Annotated in this window: 19 protein-coding genes and 1 pseudogene; 13 read left to right on the forward strand and 7 right to left on the reverse strand. The window is 59.0% G+C overall.

What is annotated here, in order from left to right; translation table 11 throughout:
* The first annotated feature begins 20 nt into the window (after nucleotides 1-20).
* Nucleotides 21-2,894 (forward strand): aminomethyl-transferring glycine dehydrogenase, encoded by a 2,874-nt coding sequence (gcvP, locus tag AB7M26_RS06850; protein WP_123500390.1) that lies wholly within the window; start codon nucleotides 21-23, stop codon nucleotides 2,892-2,894.
* A gap of 163 nt (nucleotides 2,895-3,057) precedes the next feature.
* Here gcvP and AB7M26_RS06855 read toward each other — a convergent pair whose 3' ends face one another.
* The 3 genes from AB7M26_RS06855 to AB7M26_RS06865 all read right to left on the reverse strand — a co-directional run bounded on the left by AB7M26_RS06855 (nucleotide 3,058) and on the right by AB7M26_RS06865 (nucleotide 5,802).
* Nucleotides 3,058-3,378, reverse strand: coding sequence for a DUF2388 domain-containing protein (locus tag AB7M26_RS06855; protein WP_429388440.1), 321 nt, complete (start codon nucleotides 3,376-3,378; stop codon nucleotides 3,058-3,060).
* Between the two features lie 210 nt (nucleotides 3,379-3,588).
* Nucleotides 3,589-5,373 (reverse strand): GspE/PulE family protein, encoded by a 1,785-nt coding sequence (locus tag AB7M26_RS06860; RefSeq protein ID WP_429388442.1) that lies wholly within the window; start codon nucleotides 5,371-5,373, stop codon nucleotides 3,589-3,591.
* A 90-nt stretch (nucleotides 5,374-5,463) separates the two neighbouring features.
* Complete coding sequence (locus AB7M26_RS06865; RefSeq protein ID WP_429388445.1) at nucleotides 5,464-5,802, reverse strand: hypothetical protein; 339 nt, start codon at nucleotides 5,800-5,802, stop codon at nucleotides 5,464-5,466.
* 125 nt (nucleotides 5,803-5,927) lie between these two features.
* Here AB7M26_RS06865 and AB7M26_RS06870 point away from each other — a divergent pair, with 125 nt between their 5' ends.
* A complete protein-coding gene (locus AB7M26_RS06870; RefSeq protein ID WP_123500382.1) occupies nucleotides 5,928-6,392 on the forward strand; it encodes an Lrp/AsnC family transcriptional regulator in 465 nt (154 codons plus the stop codon).
* 124 nt (nucleotides 6,393-6,516) lie between these two features.
* Here the strand turns inward: AB7M26_RS06870 and AB7M26_RS06875 are convergent, their stop codons facing one another.
* Entirely contained in the window at nucleotides 6,517-7,884 is a 1,368-nt protein-coding gene (locus AB7M26_RS06875; protein ID WP_123500380.1) for a CYTH domain-containing protein, read from the reverse strand.
* 318 nt (nucleotides 7,885-8,202) lie between these two features.
* Here AB7M26_RS06875 and argE point away from each other — a divergent pair, with 318 nt between their 5' ends.
* Together argE and argA are read left to right on the forward strand one after the other, a co-directional pair.
* Nucleotides 8,203-9,369 (forward strand): acetylornithine deacetylase, encoded by a 1,167-nt coding sequence (argE, locus tag AB7M26_RS06880; RefSeq protein WP_123500378.1) that lies wholly within the window; start codon nucleotides 8,203-8,205, stop codon nucleotides 9,367-9,369.
* Nucleotides 9,370-9,599: 230 nt separating this feature from the next.
* The gene (gene argA / locus AB7M26_RS06885) at nucleotides 9,600-10,898 is read left to right on the forward strand and encodes an amino-acid N-acetyltransferase (protein WP_123500376.1); all 1,299 of its coding nucleotides are present in this window, start codon (nucleotides 9,600-9,602) and stop codon (nucleotides 10,896-10,898) included.
* A gap of 64 nt (nucleotides 10,899-10,962) precedes the next feature.
* On the opposite strand, the pseudogene tauA reads toward argA, so the two are convergent.
* A pseudogene (gene tauA, locus AB7M26_RS06890) lies at nucleotides 10,963-11,125 on the reverse strand (taurine ABC transporter substrate-binding protein); the annotation flags it as partial.
* Between the two features lie 467 nt (nucleotides 11,126-11,592).
* On the opposite strand from tauA, the gene AB7M26_RS06895 reads away from it, so the two are divergent.
* The 8 genes from AB7M26_RS06895 (at nucleotide 11,593) to AB7M26_RS06930 (ending at nucleotide 18,806) form a co-directional block, all read left to right on the forward strand.
* Nucleotides 11,593-12,918, forward strand: coding sequence for an OprD family outer membrane porin (locus AB7M26_RS06895; protein ID WP_123500374.1), 1,326 nt, complete (start codon nucleotides 11,593-11,595; stop codon nucleotides 12,916-12,918).
* A gap of 284 nt (nucleotides 12,919-13,202) precedes the next feature.
* Nucleotides 13,203-13,841 carry a peroxiredoxin gene (locus AB7M26_RS06900; protein ID WP_123500372.1) on the forward strand — a complete coding sequence of 213 codons (639 nt, stop codon included), beginning with the start codon at nucleotides 13,203-13,205 and terminating at the stop codon, nucleotides 13,839-13,841.
* A gap of 283 nt (nucleotides 13,842-14,124) precedes the next feature.
* On the forward strand, nucleotides 14,125-14,718 hold the full coding sequence (gene ssuE / locus AB7M26_RS06905) for an NADPH-dependent FMN reductase (RefSeq protein WP_007899466.1): 594 nt from the start codon (nucleotides 14,125-14,127) through the stop codon (nucleotides 14,716-14,718).
* A gap of 103 nt (nucleotides 14,719-14,821) precedes the next feature.
* Nucleotides 14,822-15,787: a sulfonate ABC transporter substrate-binding protein gene (locus AB7M26_RS06910; RefSeq protein ID WP_123500370.1), complete on the forward strand. Its 966-nt coding sequence runs from the start codon at nucleotides 14,822-14,824 to the stop codon at nucleotides 15,785-15,787.
* 25 nt (nucleotides 15,788-15,812) lie between these two features.
* Nucleotides 15,813-16,961 (forward strand): FMNH2-dependent alkanesulfonate monooxygenase, encoded by a 1,149-nt coding sequence (ssuD, locus tag AB7M26_RS06915; protein WP_123500368.1) that lies wholly within the window; start codon nucleotides 15,813-15,815, stop codon nucleotides 16,959-16,961.
* 9 nt (nucleotides 16,962-16,970) lie between these two features.
* On the forward strand, nucleotides 16,971-17,753 hold the full coding sequence (gene ssuC / locus AB7M26_RS06920) for an aliphatic sulfonate ABC transporter permease SsuC (RefSeq protein ID WP_123500367.1): 783 nt from the start codon (nucleotides 16,971-16,973) through the stop codon (nucleotides 17,751-17,753).
* Nucleotides 17,750-18,556, forward strand: coding sequence for an aliphatic sulfonates ABC transporter ATP-binding protein (gene ssuB / locus AB7M26_RS06925; RefSeq protein WP_123500365.1), 807 nt, complete (start codon nucleotides 17,750-17,752; stop codon nucleotides 18,554-18,556). The genes ssuC and ssuB overlap by 4 nt, the downstream gene beginning before the upstream one ends.
* Before the next feature lie 34 nt (nucleotides 18,557-18,590).
* Nucleotides 18,591-18,806 (forward strand): TOBE domain-containing protein, encoded by a 216-nt coding sequence (locus tag AB7M26_RS06930; RefSeq protein ID WP_003229256.1) that lies wholly within the window; start codon nucleotides 18,591-18,593, stop codon nucleotides 18,804-18,806.
* Nucleotides 18,807-19,007: 201 nt separating this feature from the next.
* Here the strand turns inward: AB7M26_RS06930 and AB7M26_RS06935 are convergent, their stop codons facing one another.
* Nucleotides 19,008-19,646 (reverse strand): TetR/AcrR family transcriptional regulator, encoded by a 639-nt coding sequence (locus tag AB7M26_RS06935; protein WP_123500363.1) that lies wholly within the window; start codon nucleotides 19,644-19,646, stop codon nucleotides 19,008-19,010.
* Between the two features lie 226 nt (nucleotides 19,647-19,872).
* Nucleotides 19,873-21,249 carry a glutamine synthetase family protein gene (locus AB7M26_RS06940; protein WP_007897683.1) on the reverse strand — a complete coding sequence of 459 codons (1,377 nt, stop codon included), beginning with the start codon at nucleotides 21,247-21,249 and terminating at the stop codon, nucleotides 19,873-19,875.
* Nucleotides 21,250-21,527: 278 nt separating this feature from the next.
* On the opposite strand from AB7M26_RS06940, the gene AB7M26_RS06945 reads away from it, so the two are divergent.
* Entirely contained in the window at nucleotides 21,528-22,304 is a 777-nt protein-coding gene (locus tag AB7M26_RS06945) for a gamma-glutamyl-gamma-aminobutyrate hydrolase family protein (RefSeq protein WP_123500361.1), read from the forward strand.
* Nucleotides 22,305-22,333 lie beyond the last annotated feature (29 nt).

Raw genomic sequence — 22,333 nt, forward strand, 5'->3', positions numbered from 1 at the left:
CAGTCAAGAGAGAGCCCGTCATGTCCCAGTTGCCGTCCTTGAGCCAGTTACGCGACCCCAATACCTTCCTGCGCCGCCACTTGGGCCCTGATGCCGCCGAGCAGCAGGCGATGCTCGACAGCCTTGGCCTTGGCAGCCGGATCGAACTGATCGAGCAGACGGTGCCGCCGGGAATCCGTCTCAACCGGCCGCTGGACTTGCCGCCGGCCCTCGACGAACAAGCCGCGCTGGCCAAGTTGCGGGGCTACGCCGAGCAGAACCAGGTCTGGACCAGCCTGATCGGCATGGGATACCACGGCACTCTCACGCCGGCCGTCATCCTGCGCAACGTGCTGGAAAATCCCGGTTGGTACACCGCCTATACCCCCTATCAACCGGAGATCGCTCAAGGCCGGCTCGAAGCGTTGCTGAATTTCCAGCAGCTGACCATCGACCTGACCGGTCTGGAACTGGCCAACGCCTCGTTGCTGGATGAGGCCACGGCGGCAGCCGAGGCCATGGCACTGGCCAAGCGCGTGGCCAAATCCAGAAGTAACCTGTTTTTTGTCGATGAGAATTGCCACCCGCAGACCATCTCCGTCGTGCGGACCCGAGCCGAAGGGTTCGGTTTCGAGTTGATCGTCGATGCTGTGGATAACTTGAAAAAACACCAGGTGTTCGGCGCGTTGCTGCAATATCCCGACACCCACGGTGAAGTGCGCGATTTGCGCCCATTGATCGATCATTTGCACGCCCAGCAAGCTTTGGCTTGCGTGGCGACCGATCTGCTAAGCCTGCTGTTGCTGACCCCTCCGGGGGAGTTGGGCGCCGATGTGGTATTCGGTTCGTCCCAGCGCTTCGGCGTACCCATGGGTTACGGCGGTCCCCACGCGGCGTTTTTTGCCAGTCGCGATGAGTACAAACGGGCGATTCCCGGGCGGATCATTGGCGTGTCGAAAGATGCGCGCGGAAACGTTGCCCTGCGCATGGCCCTGCAAACCCGCGAGCAACATATCCGCCGGGAGAAGGCCAACTCCAACATCTGCACCGCTCAGGTGCTGCTGGCCAACATCGCCAGTTTCTACGCGGTCTACCATGGCCCGGAAGGGCTCAAACGAATTGCCCAACGCGTCCATCGGCTGACCAGCATCCTCGCCGCTGGCCTGGAGCGTCACGGGATCACCCGTCTCAACCAGCATTTCTTCGACACCCTGACCCTTGAGGTGGGGGGCACTCAGACGGCGATCATCGAAAGTGCCCAAGCGGCGCAGATCAATTTGCGCATTCTCGGCCGTGGGCAGCTGGGCCTGAGCCTCGACGAAACCTGTGACGAAACCACCGTGGCGAAGCTGTTCGATGTGTTTCTCGGTGCCGATCATGGGCTCAACGTCGACGACCTGGACGCTGAAACGCTGGTATCCGGCATTCCTGCCGGGTTGCAGCGCAGTACACCTTATCTGCGTCATCCGGTGTTCAACGCTCATCACAGCGAAACCGAAATGCTGCGTTACCTCAAACAGCTGGAAAACAAAGACCTGGCACTCAATCAATCGATGATTCCGCTGGGCTCTTGCACCATGAAGCTCAACGCTACCAGCGAGATGATCCCCATCACCTGGCCGCAGTTCGCCAACCTGCATCCGTTTGTGCCGAAAGAGCAGGTGGTGGGTTATTCCTTGATGATCGAGGAGCTGGAGCGCTGGCTCTGCGCGATCACCGGTTTCGATGCGATCTGCATGCAACCCAACTCGGGCGCTCAGGGCGAGTACGCCGGGTTACTGGCGATTCGCAAATATCACGAGAGCCGCCATCAGGGCGCGCGGGATATCTGCCTGATCCCGTCATCGGCCCACGGCACCAACCCGGCCTCGGCGCAAATGGCCGGGATGCGCGTGGTGATCGTCGAGTGCGATGAGGCGGGAAATGTCGATCTGGATGATCTGAAGGAAAAGGCCACGGCGGCGGGGGATAAACTGGCCTGCCTGATGGCGACTTATCCGTCGACCCATGGGGTTTACGAGGAAGGCATCAGCGAGATCTGTGAAGTTATCCACAGCCATGGCGGTCAGGTGTACATGGATGGGGCCAACCTCAACGCGCAGGTTGGATTGGCACGGCCGGCCGACATCGGCGCCGACGTGTCGCACATGAACCTGCACAAAACCTTCTGCATTCCCCACGGCGGTGGCGGGCCCGGCATGGGCCCGATCGGTGTTCGCGCGCACCTGGCGCCGTTCGTCGCCAATCACCCGGTAGTGCCCATCGATGGCCCGCTGCCGGAAAACGGCGCGGTGAGCGCGGCACCCTGGGGCAGCGCGAGCATTTTGCCCATCAGCTGGATGTACATCGCCATGATGGGGCCACAATTGGCGGATGCGAGCGAAGTGGCGATTCTCGCCGCGAATTACCTGGCGCAGCATTTGGCCGGCGCCTTTCCAGTGCTCTACACCGGTCGCAACGAGCGAGTGGCCCACGAATGCATCCTCGACTTGCGACCGCTCAAGGCACAGACCGGGATCAGTGAAGAGGATGTTGCCAAGCGTCTGATGGACTATGGCTTCCATGCGCCGACCATGTCATTCCCGGTGCCGGGGACGTTGATGGTCGAACCGACCGAGAGTGAGTCGAAGGCGGAACTGGACCGTTTTATCGGTGCGATGTTGAGTATTCGCGCGGAAATCACCGAGGTGCAGAACGGCAATTGGCCGGCGGAGGACAACCCGTTGAAACGCTCACCGCATACCTTGGCCGATATCACCGGGGTTTGGGAACGCCCGTACAGCATCGAGCAGGCGGTGACGCCGGATGCGCACACCAAGGCCCATAAATATTGGCCGGTGGTGAACCGGGTGGACAATGTTTATGGCGACCGCAATCTGTTTTGCGCGTGTGTGCCGGTGGACGAATATCGCTGAAGTCGCTGTCCCCTGTAGGAGCGAGGCTTGCCCGCGAAAGCGATTTAACATTCAACATTTATGTCGACTGATTCACCGCTTTCGCGGGCAAGCCTCGCTCCTACAGGTATCGCACGCAAAAAAATGCCGCTCATGAGAGCGGCATTTTGTTAAGCAACGAACCTTATTTCGAGGCGATGGCATTCTTCGCCAGGATGGCGTTCGCCAGTTCCATGTCCGTGGCTTGCAGGCCAGGGTTGTCGGCGCGGACTTTCTGTATAGCAGCTTCCAGGTAGGGGCCGCGAATGGCGCCGTCACTGGCGACAAAGCTGCCGGCGTCGTCCTGGGCGGCGACGACCAGCTTGTGATCCCTGGAGGTCAGGTAGGAGGTGCCGGTGGTGGCACCGGACGTAAGGACGTTACGCAAAAAGCTGTCATCAGCCATCGCCGAACCGACTGGAAGGGACAACACGGCGAAGGTAGCGACAGCAAGTTTGAGACGCATAAAAGGTGACTCCACTGGGTATTAACTGCGGCCTTTGATTGCCAATAACCCAATCGAGTTCCGTGACGTTAGTCGGCTCGCCGCAGGCTGCGATCTTTTGATTTTTGCTTTTGAAAACAAGATCAAAAGACCGCAGCCTGCGGCAGCTCCTACGAGGAATGCAGGCTTCGCAGCTGCTACAAACAAGGAGCGTGTAGCGGTTGAAATGGCCTACTTCTGCTCACTCTGCGGCGTCACTCGCAACACCTCTTCGATGGTGGTCAAACCCGCCGCCACTTTCTGCGCACCGGACAGCCGCAAACTGCGCATGCCTTCCTTGAAGGCCTGACGCCGCACCGCGAGCAAATCGGTATCAGGGTTGATCAGCGCTTTGATGCCGTCAGTCAGTTGCATGATTTCGTACACCCCGGCGCGACCGCGATAGCCGGTTTCGCGGCATTCCAGGCAACCGATGGCGCGTTGTGCGTTGCCTGGCAGTGGCGCTTGCCAAGGCCGGGTCAGGGTTTGCCAGTCGTCCTCGCCCAAAGTTAATGGCGCCTTGCAATGCGGGCAGAGGGTCCGGACCAGACGCTGGGCCATGACCCCGAGCACCGTGGCCTTGATCAGGTAATGCGGCACGCCGAGCTCCAGCAGGCGGCTGATGGCGCTCGGGGCGTCGTTGGTGTGCAACGTCGACAGCACCAAGTGGCCAGTGAGTGCGGCCTGAATCGCCATCTCGGCGGTTTCGAGGTCGCGGATCTCGCCAATCATGATGATGTCCGGGTCTTGCCGCATGAGTGCGCGCACGCCGGCGGCAAAGGTCAGGTCAATGTTGTGCTGGACCTGCATCTGATTGAATGCTGGCTCGACCATTTCGATCGGGTCTTCAATGGTGCAGAGGTTGACCTCCGGCGTCGCCAGTTTCTTCAGGGTGGTGTACAGCGTGGTGGTCTTGCCTGAACCCGTCGGTCCGGTCACCAGAATGATGCCATTGGGCTGGCGGGTCATGTCTTGCCAGCGACGCAGGTCATCGGCGGAAAAACCCAGCTGATCGAAGTCCTTGAGCAGCACTTCCGGGTCGAAGATCCGCATGACCATTTTTTCGCCGAACGCGGTCGGTAATGTCGACAGCCGCAGCTCGACTTCGCCACCATCCGGGGTTTTGGTTTTGACCCGGCCGTCCTGGGGTTTGCGTTTTTCTGCGACGTTCATCCGCCCCAGGCTTTTCAGGCGGCTGACGATGGCCATGGTCACCTGCGGCGGGAATTGATAGACGTTGTGCAGCACGCCGTCGATGCGAAAGCGCACCGTGCCTTGCTCGCGCCGGGGCTCGATGTGGATATCGCTGGCCCGTTGCTGGAATGCGTACTGGAACAGCCAGTCGACGATGTTGACGATGTGCGCATCGTTGGCGTCCGGCTCCTGATCGCTGGCGCCGAGGTTGAGCAACTGCTCGAAGTTGCCCAGGGTGCTTATTTGCTGGTCGGAGTTGGTGGCGCCACTGACCGATTTGGCCAGCCGGAAAAACTCCACGCTGAAGCGCTGGATGTCCACCGGGTTGGCCACTACGCGCTTGATCGGCAGCTTCAGCACGTGGGTCAGGTCAGCTTCCCAACTGCTGACGAAGGGCTGGGCGCTGGCCACGGTGACGGCGTCGCGGTCGATGGACACCGCCAGAATCTTGTGGCGTTGGGCGAAGGCATAGGACATCAACGGCGTGATGGCCGCGACGTTGATTTTCAGCGGGTCGATGCGCAAGTAAGGCTGACCGGCCTGCTGAGACAGCCAGAGTGTCAGGCTTTCCAGATCGAGGTGTTTGCCGGGACGGCTGAGGTCGTCCAGGTGTTGGCTGGCGATGAATTCCAGCGGGTGCTGCTGACCATTTATGGCGTGACGGCGGCGGGCGTTGAGCGCGTGTTCGGCCGAGTCCTGACTGATAAAGCCTTGGGCGACCAATTCACGCAGCAAATCATTGAGGTCCAGCCAGCGGTCCTGAGTGGCGAGTTGAACGGACATGCGGGCTCCTTTTGAACAACCGTCCGCAAAGGATAGTCGCGCACCCGCAGACCGTTGGGCCACTACCCGACCAAGGCGTGTCGTTTCTTTTCAGCCTGCCGCCTGAGCCGGCTCTTCCCACGCAGAATCAGCCGCTTGCAGGTTTACCGAGCAGACGCTGATCAGGTTACGTAATTTTTCCGCGATCACTTGGGCACGGTGCCAGCTCAGGCCGTCCATGACGATGTCGATCGACAGCAGGTCGTCCATGCGCTGCACGTTGACTTGCTGCGGCGTCAGAAACTGCAAGGCGAAAAGATTGAGCGCCCGGCACAGCAGGTCCGGCTCGGCCTCGGCCAGTAATTGATAGTGAACGCGGCAGTGGGCGTTGCTGACGTTCCAGACATCGGCGCGGGCAGGCGAGGTGTTCACGGCTTCTAAATGCGGCATGGTCGGTCTCCAAATCACTGGAGGAATTTTTACATTCGGTGCCGGGCATTTCTTATCTATGATTGGGCTTATTGATCATTTATCGAATCGATCAATTCGATTTAGTACCCACTATAGGTTTTTCTATGCACAGCGAGCTGGATGGCTACGACCGCAAGATTCTCGCGTTGCTGCAAGAGGACGCTTCGCTCTCCAGCGCGCAGATCGCCGAACAGGTGGGGCTCTCGCAGTCGCCGTGCTGGCGGCGGATTCAGCGGATGAAGGAGGAGGGGATCATTCGCGCTCAAGTAACGTTGCTTGACCGCAAGAAAATCGGCCTTAACACGCAGATCTTCGCCGAGATCAAACTCAACGCCCACGGACGTTCGAACTTCACCGAGTTCACCGAGGCGATTCGCGGTTTTCCCGAAGTGCTGGAATGCTATGTGCTGATGGGGTCGGTGGATTTCTTGCTGCGGATCGTCACGGCGGACATCGAGGCTTATGAGCGCTTCTTCTTCGAGAAGCTGTCGATGGTGCCGGGGATTCAGGAGGTCAACTCGATCGTGGCTTTGTCGGAAATCAAATCCACGACGAGTTTGCCGGTCTGAAGCTTTTGCGGTGAATGTGCTGGCCTCATCGCGGGCAAGCCCGCTCCCACATTGATCTTCAGTGTCCACGAATATGTGAGCGACAGATAACCCTGTGGGAGCGGGCTTGCCCGCGATGGCGGTCTTACAGACGCAGCAAAGTCTTCCAGGCTCGATTCTGATACACCGCGATCGCCTGCTGCTTACGCGCATCCAGCGATTCATCGGTAATCGGCTCGTTGGCCAGTTGCGTGAGTTTGTTCAGCTCACCGTACAGGCGATCCATTTCCGGGATCTCCAGTACGCCGCGGGCATGGTGCAGCCAGGCCTGGATGCGCTCGATACGCGGCAGTTGCTCGGCCAGGTCTTCCGGCTGTTGCTGGTAACGCTGCAATTGCAGCGAGTTGGCTTCTTCGCCCAGCATGCGCGGCAGCCAGCTACCCAGTTGTGCAGCGCCCTGGCGATTACCGCGGACGTTGCGATCGGCGGCCCAGGTACGGGCCAGCAACCAGCGCGAAGTGTTCAGTGAGAACAGGCCCCAACGTGGGTCTTCCAGCTCTTCGAGGAACTGCTCCGGCGCAGCTTTACGTACGTCTTCGTCGTCCAGGCCGGCCTGTACCAGCGGTCGCCAGTCTTCCAGCAAGGCATCCAGTGCGACCCGCAGATCGTGAGTCGACTGACGCGGTGCGGCCTGACCGAGGCTGCTGATCAACGCGCGCATTTCAGCGAGGTTCTCGACCCAGTCCTGCAACAGGCGCCAGTGGCCATTGAAGCGATATTGCTCGGCCAGACGCTGGCTGCTGCTCAGCAAATGCCAGCTCAGGGCGGCGAACGCATCGTCCAGCGGCATTTCGGCAGTGATCTGCGGTGCCGGCAAGCTCAGCGAGTAGCTGTTGGCGTCGAACAAGCGATAACCGCGTTCGGCCTTGCTGATGTCACACGGCATCAGCGGGAGGGTCGCTGCCAGTTCGGCGGCCAGTTCCAGCAGCGCGGCCGGTTCGCCTTCGCGCAGCTCCAGTTCCAGCTCGCAGATTTCTTCTTTCTGCTTGCCGACCACCACGTGGCCCAGGTCCAGCGCTGCTTCGATGACCACTTTGGTCTTGCCACGGCCCCAGGCGATTTCTGCACGTTCGCGAACGAAATCGGTGGTGAAGATGGCTTTCAGGGTTTTCTTGTCCAGCTCGGCCAGCTCTTCGGGCCAGCATTCACCTTCGAGCTTCTTCACGTCGAGCTTGGCTTTGGCCAGAGGCCAGTCGTACTCGTGGCGCTCGGACAGACCGGCGACGCTCTGGCCGCGGGTCTTGAGGGTCTGAATCACTTCGTCGCCATCGCGGCGCAGGCGCAGGGCAACCTTGGCGCGGGCCAGGTCGCGCTCAGGCGTGTCGAAGTACTGGTTCATCAACTCACGGCGTTCCCAGCCACTTTTGTTGCGTTTTTTCAGTAACGGGTGCTCGCGCAGGGCGGCGAGGGTTTCGCGGCTGACGCGGAGTTTGATTTCGGTTTCTTTCTGCATGGCCGGAAAATCCAGGATCGGGAGCGCAGCCGGGGGAATGTGTGGCTGCCAAGGTCGTGCAGTGTACAGGACTCATCCGAGATAGGGTCTGTTGACGCTTGGTGACGACCGGGACGGGCCCCACTTGGCGCAGGGCTGCGTTGCTCGGAACTTATTTGGGACAACCAGACCACGTTCCTCGCGCCTTGCCCTGCACCAAGTGGACCGCCGTCGCGGCTCGTCACCAAGCGTCAACAGACCCTACCCGCGCCGTAGCGGTTTATTCCTGTCGCCGGATGGTTCTATGATGGACTTCAATTCGGGAGTTGGGAGTCAGCGATGCCTTTGCCGTCCATGAAAGATCAGTTCGCTGCGCTGATCGCCGCGCCGTCTGTCAGCTGTACCCAACCCAGCCTGGATCAAACCAATCGGCCGGTCATCGACTTGTTGGCGACTTGGCTCGGGGACTTGGGTTTTGCCTGCGATATCCAGCAGGTCAGCCCCGGCAAATTCAATCTGCTGGCCAGTTTTGGCTCCGGCCCCGGCGGGCTGGTGCTGGCCGGTCACAGCGATACGGTGCCCTACGACGAGGCGTTGTGGCAGACCGACCCGCTGAAACTCACGGAAGTGGAAGGTCGTTGGGTCGGCTTGGGCAGTTGCGACATGAAGGGTTTTTTCGCCTTGGCCATCGAAGCCGTCAAACCCTTGCTCGACCAACCGTTCAAGCAACCCTTGCTGATCCTCGCCACCTGCGATGAAGAAAGCTCGATGGCCGGCGCTCGCGCTCTGGCTGAAGCCGGGCGGCCATTAGGTCGCGCGGCGGTGATCGGCGAGCCGACCGGGCTGAAGCCGGTCCGGATGCACAAAGGCATCATGATGGAACGCATCGACATCCTCGGCCAGAGCGGCCACTCCTCGGACCCGCGCCTGGGCCACAGCGCTCTTGAAGCCATGCACGACGCCATGGGCGAATTGCGTGGCCTGCGCCTGGCGTGGCAGCGCGAGTTTCGTAACCCACAGTTCAGCGTGCCGCAGCCGACCCTGAATTTCGGTTGCATCCATGGGGGCGACAATCCCAACCGAATCTGCGGCCAGTGTTCGCTGGAGTTCGACTTGCGTCCGTTGCCGGGCATGGACCCCAAAGTCCTGCGCGCGGCGATTCTGCAGAAGCTCAATCCGATTGCCGAACGGCATCAAGTGAAGATCGATTACGCGCCGCTGTTCCCCGAAGTGCCCCCCTTCGAGCAGGCCGAGGACTCGGAATTGGTGAGGGTCGCTGAAAAGCTCACCGGTCATCGCGCCGAAGCAGTGGCGTTCGGCACGGAAGCGCCTTATCTTCAGCGTCTTGGTTGTGAAACACTGGTATTGGGACCGGGCGACATCGCCTGCGCACACCAACCGGGGGAATACCTCGAAATGTCACGTTTGCAGCCTACCGTGCATCTATTACGTCAACTGATTGAACATTACTGCCTGACACCGGCCAAAACGGCGATGCCAGTGTAGGAGCTGCCGAAGGCTGCGATCTTTTGATCTTGTTTTTACAATGCAAAGATCAAAAGATCGCAGCCTTCGGCAGCTCCTACAGAGAGCGTGTATAAATTGCCGATGTCCCAACCCGTATTCATGAGGAGAGCGCGCGTGTCGCCAAGCCTGTTCCGACGATAACCATCAGCCCGCTGTGCGTTTACTGCTTTACCCTTTTTTCGGCTGCTATTTATTACAGGCCCAGGTTCATGCCCGAATACGTCAATTGGCTTCGTCACGCTTCGCCTTACATCAACGCCCACCGCGATTGCACTTTCGTCGTCATGCTGCCCGGCGACGGCGTGGAGCACCCGAACTTCGGCAACATCGTCCACGACCTGGTGCTGCTGCACAGCCTGGGTGTGCGACTGGTGCTGGTTCACGGTTCGCGCCCGCAAATTGAAACCCGCCTCGCCGCTCGCGGCCTGACTCCGCATTACCACCATGGCATGCGCATCACCGATGCGGCGACGCTTGAGTGCGTGATTGATGCGGTCGGTCAACTGCGCATCGCCATCGAAGCCCGGCTGTCGATGGACATGGCCTCATCGCCAATGCAGGGTTCGCGCCTGCGGGTGGCCAGCGGCAATCTGGTCACCGCACGGCCGATCGGCGTACTTGAGGGTGTCGACTATCACCACACCGGCGAAGTGCGCCGGGTCGACCGCAAGGGCATCAATCGCCTGCTGGACGAACGCTCCATCGTGCTGTTGTCGCCGTTGGGTTACTCGCCGACCGGTGAAATCTTCAACCTCGCTTGCGAGGATGTCGCCACCCGTGCAGCTATCGATCTGGGGGCGGACAAGCTGCTGCTGTTCGGCGCCGATTTGGGCTTGATCGACGAAAATGGCCGGCTGGTCCGCGAATTGCGCCCGCAGCAAGTGCCGGCGCATTTGCAGCGTTTGGGCAACAACTATCAAGCCGAGCTGCTGGATGCGGCCGCTGAAGCGTGCCGGGGCGGGGTGGCGCGCAGTCACATCGTCAGCTACGCCGAAGATGGCGCGTTGCTGACCGAACTGTTCACCCGTGACGGTGGCGGTACGCTGGTGGCCCAGGAGCAATTCGAAGTTGTACGCGAGGCGGCCATTGAAGACGTCGGCGGTTTGCTGGACTTGATCAGCCCGCTGGAAGAGCAGGGCATTCTGGTACGGCGTTCCCGCGAGGTGCTGGAGCGTGAGATCGAGCAGTTCAGCGTGGTCGAACGCGAAGGCATGATCATCGCCTGCGCCGCGCTGTATCAGATTGCCGATTCGGATGCGGGGGAGTTGGCGTGTCTGGCGGTGAACCCGGAGTACCGCCATGGCGGTCGCGGAGATGAACTGCTGGAACGCATCGAAACCCGCGCCCGGGCTCAAGGGCTGAAAACCTTGTTCGTACTGACGACCCGGACGGCCCACTGGTTCCGTGAGCGGGGTTTCGTGCCGAGCAGCGTCGAACGCCTGCCATCGGCGCGGGCGTCGCTTTACAACTATCAGCGTAATTCGAAGATCTTCGAAAAAGCCCTCTGACGGGGGCTGTCCGTGTTGGCTTTCGTGGCGAGGGGAGCAAGGTCCCTCGCCACAGGTTTGCGTGTTACTCAGTGATGAATTTCGCGCTGACATACGGCGAATAATCCGGCTGTATCTCGACCTTCTCTTGTCCCTTCAAGCACTTCGCCGTTTCCCCCCTCGCCTTGGCTGAAAAATACCGAGCTGACCAGCAGCTCCGGCACATCATTGGCGCCGGTCATCGCGGCGTAAATCCTTGCGAACGCCCCAATACGTCAGCGAAAAAAGAAAATATCAGCGATACATAAACTGTAACAATTTGACTAGATAGTGCGCGTTTGGCCATCATGGCGTCGCCTTTTCGAAAGTGATTGACGTATGGGGAATACGTCGAAAGCTAATCGATCTAGAAAAACGTCAATAAATACCATTTAGGAATTAGCTTATGAGCCGATACCGTGTATCCCGGTTCGGATCCCGGTCATAACGGTATATTCCTAAAAGATATTAAAAAGAATGAAATAATTCTTTTTGGATTTATATGGAGATCATTACCCTGCAGGGACCAAATCATTGCGGTTAGACCTTGGTCGTAGACACACATGGTTACGATTGACTTGTCAGTCATGGACCAGTGCTAATCGCGCATCTGTGGATCTGGGGCGTTAGACCCGAGACCAAAGAGCATAAAAATTAGAACGAGAGGAGCGAAACAATGAAGAAGTCCACCTTGGCCCTGGCAGTGGCCGTAGGGGTTTTGGCGCAGCAGGCAGGCGCCGCCGGTTTCATCGAAGACAGCAAGGCGTCCGTCAGTTCCCGTACCCTGTATTTCAATAACGATAACCGTGAAGGCGGTTCCGATCAGCGCGAAACAGCTACCGGCCTGAAGTTCGACTATAAGTCCGGCTTCACCCAAGGCGTCGTAGGTTTTGGTATCGACGCCCAGGCCTTGGTCGGTATCCACCTCGATGGCGGCAAAGGTCATCACCCGGATAACAACTCCTTTGTTCCAAGCGACACCGACGGTTCGGCCGTACACAATTGGAGTCGTCTATCCGGCAACGTAAAGGCGCTGTTCTCCAAGACCGAGGCTCACTTGGGTGGTGCCTTGGCGCCTAACTTGCCGATTCTGATAGCCAGCGATGGTCGTTTGCTACCGCAAACCTTTGAAGGTGGCACTATCACCTCCAAGGAAATCGACAACGTAACCTTCAACGGCGGTCAATTGGAGCATGCCGTAGGCCGTGCGGGAACCAACAGCACCGGCCTGGCAGTGAGTGGCGGTACTCAGGACAGCAACCAGTTCCGTTATGGTGGTGCGGACTGGAAGGTCACCAAAGACCTGACCCTGCAGTACTACTACGCCAACCTGCAAGACTATTACAAACAGCACTTCCTGGGCGCGGTACATGTTTTCCCGATTACCGAAGGCCAGTCGTTCAAGACTGACTTGCGTTACTTCGACAGCAGCTCAGATGGTCGCAACGGTGACGCCGGCTATCGGTTCAACAACAACGGTGGCTATGCCAAGACCCCGGGCGAGGTCGATAACAAGACCTGGAGCGCCATGTTCACCTATACCCTGGGTGGCAGCGCATTCTTGTTGGGACACCAGCAAGTCGGTGATGACGGCGGCTTCGTTTACCTGAACCAGGGCAGCCTTTTGAATGACAGCGGTCGTAACGAAGGGGCTGGCGGCTCAAGTTTCTACCTGTTTACCGATAGCATGATCCATCAGTTTGTCCGCGCAGGTGAGAACACCACGTTCGGTCAATACTCCTATGATTTCACCGCACTGGGCGTTCCGGGTTTGAAAGCTGCAATTGCCTACCTCCACGGCGATGACATCAAATCCGCCACTGGTGGAAGCGATTCGTCCGAGTGGGAACGCGACATGCGCCTGGACTACGTTGTCCAGCAAGGCCCTCTGAAAGGCTTTGGCACTACCTTGCGTCACGGCACCTACCGTGGCAGCAGTACCGGTATCGCCGATCAGGATCAGACTCGCCTGATCTTCAACTACACTTACAACTTCATGTAAAACGTAGAACCAAAAAAAAGCCCCGCCCGGCATCTCGCCGGGCGGGGCTTTTGCGTTTTCAAAGCGAGGTCACCCCCGTAATCCCGCCTTGAAAATCCCCTCTTTGCAGCAACTCAAGGCCTTCTCGAACCTTGTCGGCGATGTTCGTCCTCATGTGCATTCAGGTCCAGTGAACAGATATTTAATATTCACTTATGATCTAAATAAATCGATATTTATTCTTTTTGTTCTCTAAGGAATGCAGGCACAGTTGAGCTCAACAAGCACTCACAAGGAGCAGCACCATGAGCCTCAGACTTGGCGATATCGCCCCCGATTTCGAACAGGATTCCAGCGCCGGCACTGTCCGTTTCCACGAATGGCTGGGCGATAGCTGGGGCGTGTTGTTTTCCCATCCGGCGGACTTCACGCCGGTGTGCACCACCGAGCTGGGCTTCACCGCCAGGCTCAAGGATGAATTCACCCAGCGCGGCGTCAAAGCCATTGCTCTGTCGGTCGACCCGGTGGACTCGCATCACAGGTGGATCGAGGACATCAACGAAACCCAAAACGCCATCGTCAACTTCCCGATCCTCGCCGATGCGGACCGTAAAGTGTCCGACCTGTATGACCTGATCCATCCGAATGCCAACGACACCCTGACCGTACGTTCTCTGTTCGTGATCGATCCGAACAAGAAGATTCGGCTGACGATTACTTACCCGGCGAGTACCGGCCGTAACTTCAATGAAATTTTGCGGGTGATCGATTCACTGCAGCTCACCGACAACTACAAAGTGGCCACCCCGGCCAACTGGCAAGACGGTGATGAGGTGGTGATCGTGCCGTCGCTCAAGGACGAAGATGAAATCAGGCAACGCTTTCCCAAGGGTTATCGCGCGGTGAGGCCATACCTGCGCCTGACGCCGCAGCCGAATCGTTAAACGTCAAAAGATCGCAGCCTTCGGCAGCTCCTACATGGATTGGCGTACAGCTGTAGGAGCTGCCGAAGGCTGCGATCTTTTACAGGCATCAACCAAAGCAGGGGATTTTGGGCCGTTTCGACGGCCTTTTTTTTACCTGGGAAAAACAGTTTCACATAGATCTATATCGCATAACTAAATGAATAAATATGATTTATAGATATATAAATCAGCTGTTAAGGTCACTCCATCAACGCGAGATCGCAAGCTGCGAATCGCCAACACCGCTCAAGGAATTGTCTGAATGCTGGTCGTCTCACTCGGTGGCAGTCCCAGCCCACGCTCCCGTTCCGGGGTTTTGCTGGAGCGCTCGCGACGCTGGTTACAAGAGCAAGGTGTGGAAGTGGTGAGTTACCAGGTACGGGACTTCCCGGCCGAAGATTTGCTGCATGCCCGCTTCGACAGCCCGAAAGTGATCGACCTGTTGCAACAGATTGAAAACGCCGATGGCTTGTTGATCGCCACGCCGGTTTACAAAGCGTCGTTCTCCGGTGCGCTGAAAACCTTGCTCGATCTGCTGCCCGAACGTGCTCTGAGCCACAAGGTGGTTTTGCCGATGGCTACCGGCGGCAGTATCGCCCACATGTTGGCGGTGGATTACGCGCTCAAACCGGTGCTGTCGGCGTTGAAAGCCCAGGAAATGCTGCAGGGGATTTTCGCCGTGGACAGCCAGATCGCTTACGGCGAAGGCAGCGCCCAGGCGCAATTGGCGCCGGAGCTTGCGCAACGATTGTTTGAAGCGCTGGAGCAGTTTTTCAGCGCCATGGCTCGTCGGCCCAAGCCGCTTGATCCAAACCTGTTGAACGAACGTTTGTTGAGTGCTCGCTGGAGCATTTAAGCCAGTCCTCAAGCCACATCTGAATTTGAAGTACTCCACCTTACTGGCCCGCTAACGGGCAAGCAGGTGCAGCCAAAACCCAACTGCAAAAAAGGAGAGCGCTATGCGCACTGTCATTTTGCGTCGCGGTCTGGTCGCTCTGTTTGCTGCGGCTGTAACCTTCGGCGCCATTACTCAAGCTCAGGCCGAGACACTCCGGATCGGTTATCAAAAGTACGGCACTCTGGTGCTGCTCAAAGCCAAAGGTACTCTGGAAAAACGCCTCGCCGGCCAAGGCGTGGACGTGCAATGGACTGAATTCCCCGGCGGCCCGCAACTGCTCGAAGGCCTGAACGTCGGCTCCATCGACTTTGGGGTCACCGGTGAAACGCCGCCCGTGTTCGCTCAGGCGGCCGGTGCCGATTTGCTCTACGTTGCCTATGAACCGCCAGCGCCCCACAGCGAAGCGATCCTGGTGCCGAAGGACTCGCCGATCAAATCGGTGCAGGACCTCAAGGGCAAGAAAGTCGTGCTCAACAAGGGCTCCAACGTGCACTACCTGTTGGTGCGTGCGCTTGAAGACGCTGGCCTCAAATACACCGACATCCAGACCGTGTTCCTGCCGCCAGCCGATGCCCGCGCTGCATTCGAGCGTGGCAGCGTCGATGCCTGGGTGATCTGGGACCCGTACCAGGCCGCCGCCGAACAGCAACTGCAAGCACGCACGCTGCGCGACGGCAAAGGCCTCGTCGACAACCATCAGTTCTACTTGGCGACCAAACCTTACGCGCAGAAGAATCCTCAAGTGATCAAGGCGCTGGTGGAAGAAGTACGCGCAGTTGGTGAATGGTCCAAGGCCAATCCCGAGGACGTGACCAAGCAAGTTTCGCCACTGCTCGGCCTGCCAACGGACATCACCCTGACCTCGGTGAAACGCCAGGGTTACGGCGCGCTGTTCCTGACCCCCGACGTGGTCGCCGCCCAGCAGAAAATCGCCGACAGCTTCTACCAGCTCAAGCTGATTCCCAAACCCTTGAACATCAAAGACGTGATCTGGACGCCACCCGCCACCGTGGCCAAAGCGCCGTAATTCGATTTCCTGAGGAGACCACTCCATGAGCCTTAATATCTTCTGGTTCCTGCCTACCCATGGCGACGGCCATTACCTTGGCACCGCTGAAGGCGCTCGCGCCGTCGACCACGGTTACCTGCAACAGGTCGCGCAAGCGGCGGATCGTCTGGGCTTTGGCGGGGTACTGATTCCCACTGGTCGCTCCTGCGAAGACTCGTGGCTGGTAGCCGCATCGCTGATCCCGGTGACCCAGCGTTTGAAATTCCTTGTCGCCCTGCGCCCCGGGATCATTTCCCCGACGGTGGCGGCGCGTCAGGCCGCGACACTGGATCGCTTGTCTGGCGGTCGTGCGCTGTTCAACCTGGTCACCGGTGGCGATCCGGAAGAACTGGCCGGCGACGGTTTGTTCCTCAGTCACGAAGAGCGCTATCAGGCTTCGGTGGAATTCACCCGCATCTGGCGCCGGGTGCTGGAAGGTGAAACGGTTGATTACGACGGTCAGCACATCAGCGTGAAGGGCGCCAAGTTGCTCTATCCGCCGATCCAGCAACCGCGCCCGCCGCTGTATTTCGGCGGCTCGTCGGAAGCCGCCCAAGACCTCGCGGCAGAGCAGGTCGAAATGGTTCTGACCTGGGGCGAGCCACCGGCCGCCGTGGCAGAAAAAATCGAGCAGGTTCGTGCCAAAGCCGCGAAGCTCGGTCGCACCGTGCGCTTCGGTATTCGTCTGCATGTGATCGTTCGCGAAACCAATGCCGAGGCGTGGCAAGCGGCGGATCGACTGATCTCGCATCTGGACGATGACACCATTGCCCGTGCCCAGGCGTCTCTGGCGCGTTTCGATTCGGTCGGCCAGCAACGGATGGCCGCCTTGCATGGTGGCAGTCGCGACCATCTGGAAGTCAGCCCCAACCTTTGGGCCGGTGTTGGTCTGGTGCGCGGCGGTGCCGGTACGGCGCTGGTCGGCGATGGCCCGACCGTGGCGGCACGCGTGAAGGAATACGCGGACCTGGGCATCGATACGTTCATCTTCTCCGGTTATCCACACCTGGAAGAGTCCTATCGGGTGGCTGAGTTGCTGTTCCCGCACCTGGATATCGAGCGTCCGGACCTGCCGAAAAGCGCCGGTTACGTCAGCCCGTTCGGCGAGATGGTAGCCAACGACATTCTTCCCAAAGCCGCGTCCCAGAGCTGAGGCGCCGCCATGAAGAAAATCATCCACAACCTCGCGCCCTGGGCGCTGCCGGTCTTGTTGCTGGCGGTGTGGCAGTTGTCGGTGTCGGCGGGCTGGTTGTCGACGCGGATTCTGCCGGCGCCGATCGCGGTGATCGAAGCCGGTGTGAGCCTGGTCAGCAGCGGTGAAATCTGGACTCATCTGGCCATCAGCGGCTGGCGCGCGGCGCTCGGTTTCGTCATCGGCGGCGGCATCGGTCTTGCGTTGGGCTTCATCACTGGCCTGTCGACGTGGGGCGAACGCCTGCTCGACAGTTCGGTGCAGATGATCCGCAACGTGCCGCATCTGGCGTTGATTCCGCTGGTGATCCTGTGGTTCGGCATCGACGAGTCGGCGAAGATTTTTCTGGTGGCGTTGGGTACGTTGTTCCCGATTTACCTCAACACGTATCACGGCATTCGCAACGTCGATCCGGCGCTGGTGGAGATGGCGCGCAGTTATGGCTTGTCCGGTTTCAGCCTGTTTCGCCAAGTGATTTTGCCGGGTGCGCTGCCATCGATTCTGGTCGGTGTGCGTTTTGCGCTGGGCTTCATGTGGTTGACATTGATCGTGGCGGAAACCATTTCCGCGAGCTCGGGCATTGGCTATCTGGCGATGAATGCCCGGGAGTTCTTGCAGACCGACGTGGTGGTGCTGGCGATTCTTTTGTACGCGGTGCTCGGCAAGCTGGCTGATTTTGCGGCGCGTGGGCTTGAACGCGTGTGGCTGCGCTGGCATCCGGCTTATCAGGTTGCCAAGGGAGGTGCCGCATGACGGCTCAACAACCTCCACGCCTGCTGCGCGGTATTCCGCTGGTGGTGCGCAAGCTGCAAAAAACCTTCGGTTCACGGCAGGTGCTGCGTGAAATCGACCTGCACATTCCGGCCGGGCAGTTTGTCGCGGTGGTCGGGCGTAGCGGCTGCGGCAAAAGTACTTTGCTGCGCTTGCTCGCCGGTCTCGACAAGCCCACGGGGGGGCAGCTGCTTGCAGGCGCAGCGCCACTGAATGATGCGCGGGAAGACACTCGACTGATGTTCCAGGAAGCGCGTCTGCTGCCGTGGAAAAAGATCATCGACAACGTCGGTCTCGGGCTCAAGGGCAACTGGCGGCCACAAGCATTGCAAGCGCTGGAAGCCGTCGGCCTGGCGGATCGCGCCAACGAATGGCCGGCAGCCTTGTCCGGCGGGCAAAAACAGCGTGTGGCCCTGGCTCGCGCGTTGATTCATCAACCGCGCTTGCTGTTGCTCGACGAACCGCTGGGCGCATTGGATGCCCTGACCCGAATCGAAATGCAGCAACTGATCGAACGGCTCTGGCAACAGCATGGCTTCACGGTGTTGCTGGTGACCCACGACGTCAGCGAAGCAGTGGCGATTGCCGATCGGGTGATCCTGATTGAAGAGGGCGAAGTCGGCCTCGACCTGCATGTGGAGCTGCCGCGCCCTCGGGTCCGTGGCTCCCATCGGCTGGCGGCGCTGGAAACCGAAGTGCTCAACCGCGTGCTGTCCCTGCCTGGCCAACCGCCGGAACCGGAACCTGTTTCACCACTGCCTGCGCAATTGCGTTGGGCGCAATAACTTAAAGATTCATCCAACGACAGGAATCAACATCATGACTATCAAAGCCATCAACGTTCGTAACCAGTTCAAAGGCTCGATCAAGGAAATCGTGCTGGGTGACGTGCTGTCGGAAATCGACGTGCAGACGGCCTCCGGCATCGTCACTTCGGTGATTACCACTCGTTCGGTGAAAGAGCTGGAACTGGTGGTCGGCAGTGAAGTAATCGCGTTTGTGAAATCCACCGAGGTGTCGATCGCCAAGTTGTAAGTGCGTGCGTAAACAACAACCCTGGAGGGTGTGAGCCCTTCGGGGGTTTTTATGCGTGTGATTCAGTGAGTTCGGCGGTGCGCCCTTCGCGAGCAAGCCCGCTCCCACATTTGATCTTCAGTGGGCACAGATTCTCTGTACGACAGAAATCCACTGTGGGAGCGGGCTTGCTCGCGAAGGGGCCAGTGAAGCCCGCGAGGATCAGGCTGTAATACCGCGCTTGGGCAGATAAGGTGGCAAATACAACCCAAGATAAGCATCAAACACCCGCATCCCTTCTTCAGCCATGCGCGGCGTGATCTGCCCATGCTGCTGCACCGAGCGTGCATACACCCGATCGCCCAGCTCCATGGCCAGCGCAAACACATCGACATCACTTGGCAGCCTCGGCAATTCGAAGTGGTGGTCGAACAGCTTGTGCATCAGGTCGCCGAGTTCGATGTCGTGCTGGCGGTCGGCCTGGGTGACTTCAGTCAGGCCGTGCTGGGCGAGGATCAGTTGGCGGGCGGCGGCGTCTTCGTCGTAGATGGCGAGCATGCGTTGTTCCACCAGTCGCGACAGATCGCGCCAGCCGTTGAGGGCATGGTGATCGATGGGTGCTTGCAGGCAGGCGCGGAATGCGGCGTGGACGTCGGCGGTCAGGGCTTCAAGCAGGGCCGGGACGCTGGCGAAAAAATGGTAGACGGAGGAGGGCGGGATCTCCGCGCGTTCGGCGACGCTGTAGATCGACAGGCTGGCCACGCCCTCGGCGGCCAGCAACGTGCGGGCGGCATCGAGTATCGAATCGATCCGGGCCTGACTGCGGGCGCGGGGTTTGCGAATGGTGGCGGTGCGCGTCATTGAAGTCTCCTGCGGGGCAGCGGGCATTGTACGAGTCGAGTTGTGTGTTGTCTTCCCGGCCGCCATCGCGGGCAAGCCCGCTCCCACAATGTCATGTGTTGAATGCAGATATTGAATACGCAGACGATCCCTGTGGGAGCGGGCTTGCCCGCGATCCGCCGTAGGCGGCCATAAAAAAACGCCGCTCGGCCTTCTCAGCCGGCGGCGTTGTGTTTACTGCAACCGCTTAAACGGTATGCAGGTACCAGTTGTACTCAAGGTCGGAGATGGAGTGTTCGAACTCCTCCAGCTCGCTCTCTTTACAGGCGACAAAAATGTCGATGTATTTCGGATCGATGTACTTGGCCATGACTTCGCTGTCGTCCAGCTCACGCAATGCATCACGCAAGTTGTTTGGCAGGCTTTGCTCGTTCTGCTCGTAGGAGTTGCCTTCCACGGGTGCGCCCGGCTCGATCTTGTTGGTCAGACCGTGATGTACACCGGCCAAAACAGAAGCCATCAACAGATACGGGTTGGCGTCGGCGCCGGCGACACGGTGTTCGATGCGCACGGCATCGGAGGAACCGGTTGGTACGCGGATGGCCACGGTACGGTTGTCCAGGCCCCAGCACGGCGAGTTCGGCACGTAGAACTGTGCGCCGAAACGACGGTAGGAGTTGACGTTCGGGCAGAGGAAAGCCATCTGCGCCGGCAGGGTCTCGAGCACACCGCCGATCGCGTGACGCAGTGCGGCGTTCTGCTCGGGATCCTCGCTGGCAAAAATGTTTTTGCCATCTTTATCAAGAATCGAGATGTGGACATGCAGACCGTTACCCGCCTGGCCTGGGTAAGGCTTGGCCATGAAGGTGGTGTCCATCTCATGGTCATAGGCGATGTTTTTGATCAGACGCTTGAGCAGGACCGCATAGTCGCAGGCCTTGATCGGGTCGGCCACGTGGTGCAGGTTCACTTCGAACTGTGCCGGGGCACTTTCCTTGACGATCGCGTCGGCAGGGATGCCTTGCTCTTTCGCACCTTCCAGAATGTCCTGGAGGCAATCGACGTATTCGTCGAGGTCGTCGATCAGGTAGACCTGTGTCGAATGCGGGCGTTTGCCGGAGATCGGCGAGCGCGGCGGTTGTGGGCGACCGTTCACGTTCTCCTGGTCGATCAGGTAGAACTCCAGTTCGAACGCAGCGCAGATGGTCAGGCCCATCTCGTCGAACTTGGCTACGACTTGTCGCAGGACTTCGCGCGGGTCGGCGAAGAAAGGATCACCTTCGAGTTCGTGCATGGTCATCAGCAGTTGCGCGGTCGGGCGCTTCTGCCAGGGCTCATTGCACAGGGTGTCGGGGATTGGATAGCAGATTCGGTCAGCATCGCCGATGTCCAGGCCCAGGCCGGTGCTTTCGACCGTCGAGCCATTGATATCCAGAGCAAATAGAGAGGCCGGCAGGTTGATGCCTTTCTCGTAAACCTTGTGGAGGCTGGTGCGTTCAATGCGCTTGCCGCGCACCACACCATTCATATCCGCAATCAGAAGGTCAACGTACAGAACCTCAGGATGTTCCTTAAGGAACGCGTTCGCTTCGTTAAGCTGAACGGCACGCGGGGGTACCGACATGATGCAACACCTTTGTTGTTAAAAATATCAATCATTGATCTCTTCGGATTCCAGTCAACCCGAACGGCATGCCGAAGTCAAGCGAGGCCTTTTTTGCCCTAAAAAAGCACTCGCGGGGCTTTTTTGAGGCACTTTGGGGCGTTTTTTTGCCTTCAGTCGTCTTGGCGCCCGCGAGCTTGAGCGGGCCGTGTTGTATTTTTTACGGGGGTGTTGTGTAAAAAAATGAACAAGGCTAAGCTCGATTTAAACCCATAACAGCAATAATACCGGGGTGCTTCATGTCTCGCCTGCCGTTAATCGGCGTCACCGCCTGCTCAAAGCAGATCGGTCTGCATGCTTATCACATCAGTGGCGACAAATACGTACGCGCCGTGGCTTCAGCTGCCAAGGGCCTGCCGTTGATTCTTCCATCCCTGGCGGATCAGCTGGCGCCGTCCGAAATTCTGGACGCTCTGGACGGCATTCTCTTTACAGGCTCTCCTTCTAATATAGAACCGTTTCACTATAACGGCCCGGCCAGTGCGCCGGGTACTGCTCATGACTCTGCACGCGATGCCACCACTCTCCCGCTGATCCGCGCCGCTGTCGAGGCCGGTGTTCCCGTGCTCGGCATTTGCCGCGGCTTCCAGGAAATGAATGTGGCATTCGGCGGCAGTCTGCATCAGAAGGTTCACGAGGCCGGTCCGTTCATGGATCACCGTGAAGACGACAGCCTGCCGCTGGAAGGGCAGTACGCGCCAAGTCACCCGGTGCACGTTCAACCAGGCGGTGTACTTGCCAGGCTAGGCCTGAAGAGCGAGATTCAAGTCAATTCGATTCATGGTCAGGGCATCGAGCGTCTGGCGCCTGGCCTTCGTGTGGAAGCGGTGGCACCCGACGGGTTGATCGAAGCCGTCTCTGTTATCGAAGGCAAGGCTTTTGCTTTAGGGGTGCAATGGCATCCCGAATGGCAGGTAAGCTTGAATCCTGACTACCTTGCGATTTTCCAGGCATTTGGCGATGCCTGCCGCAAGCATGCTCTACAACGCGACGCCGATGCGTCAAACAACGCCTGACTTATAAAAGCCAGGAAACTCAGCCTAAG

It is taken from the genome of Pseudomonas sp. F-14 TE3482, assembly GCF_053629455.1.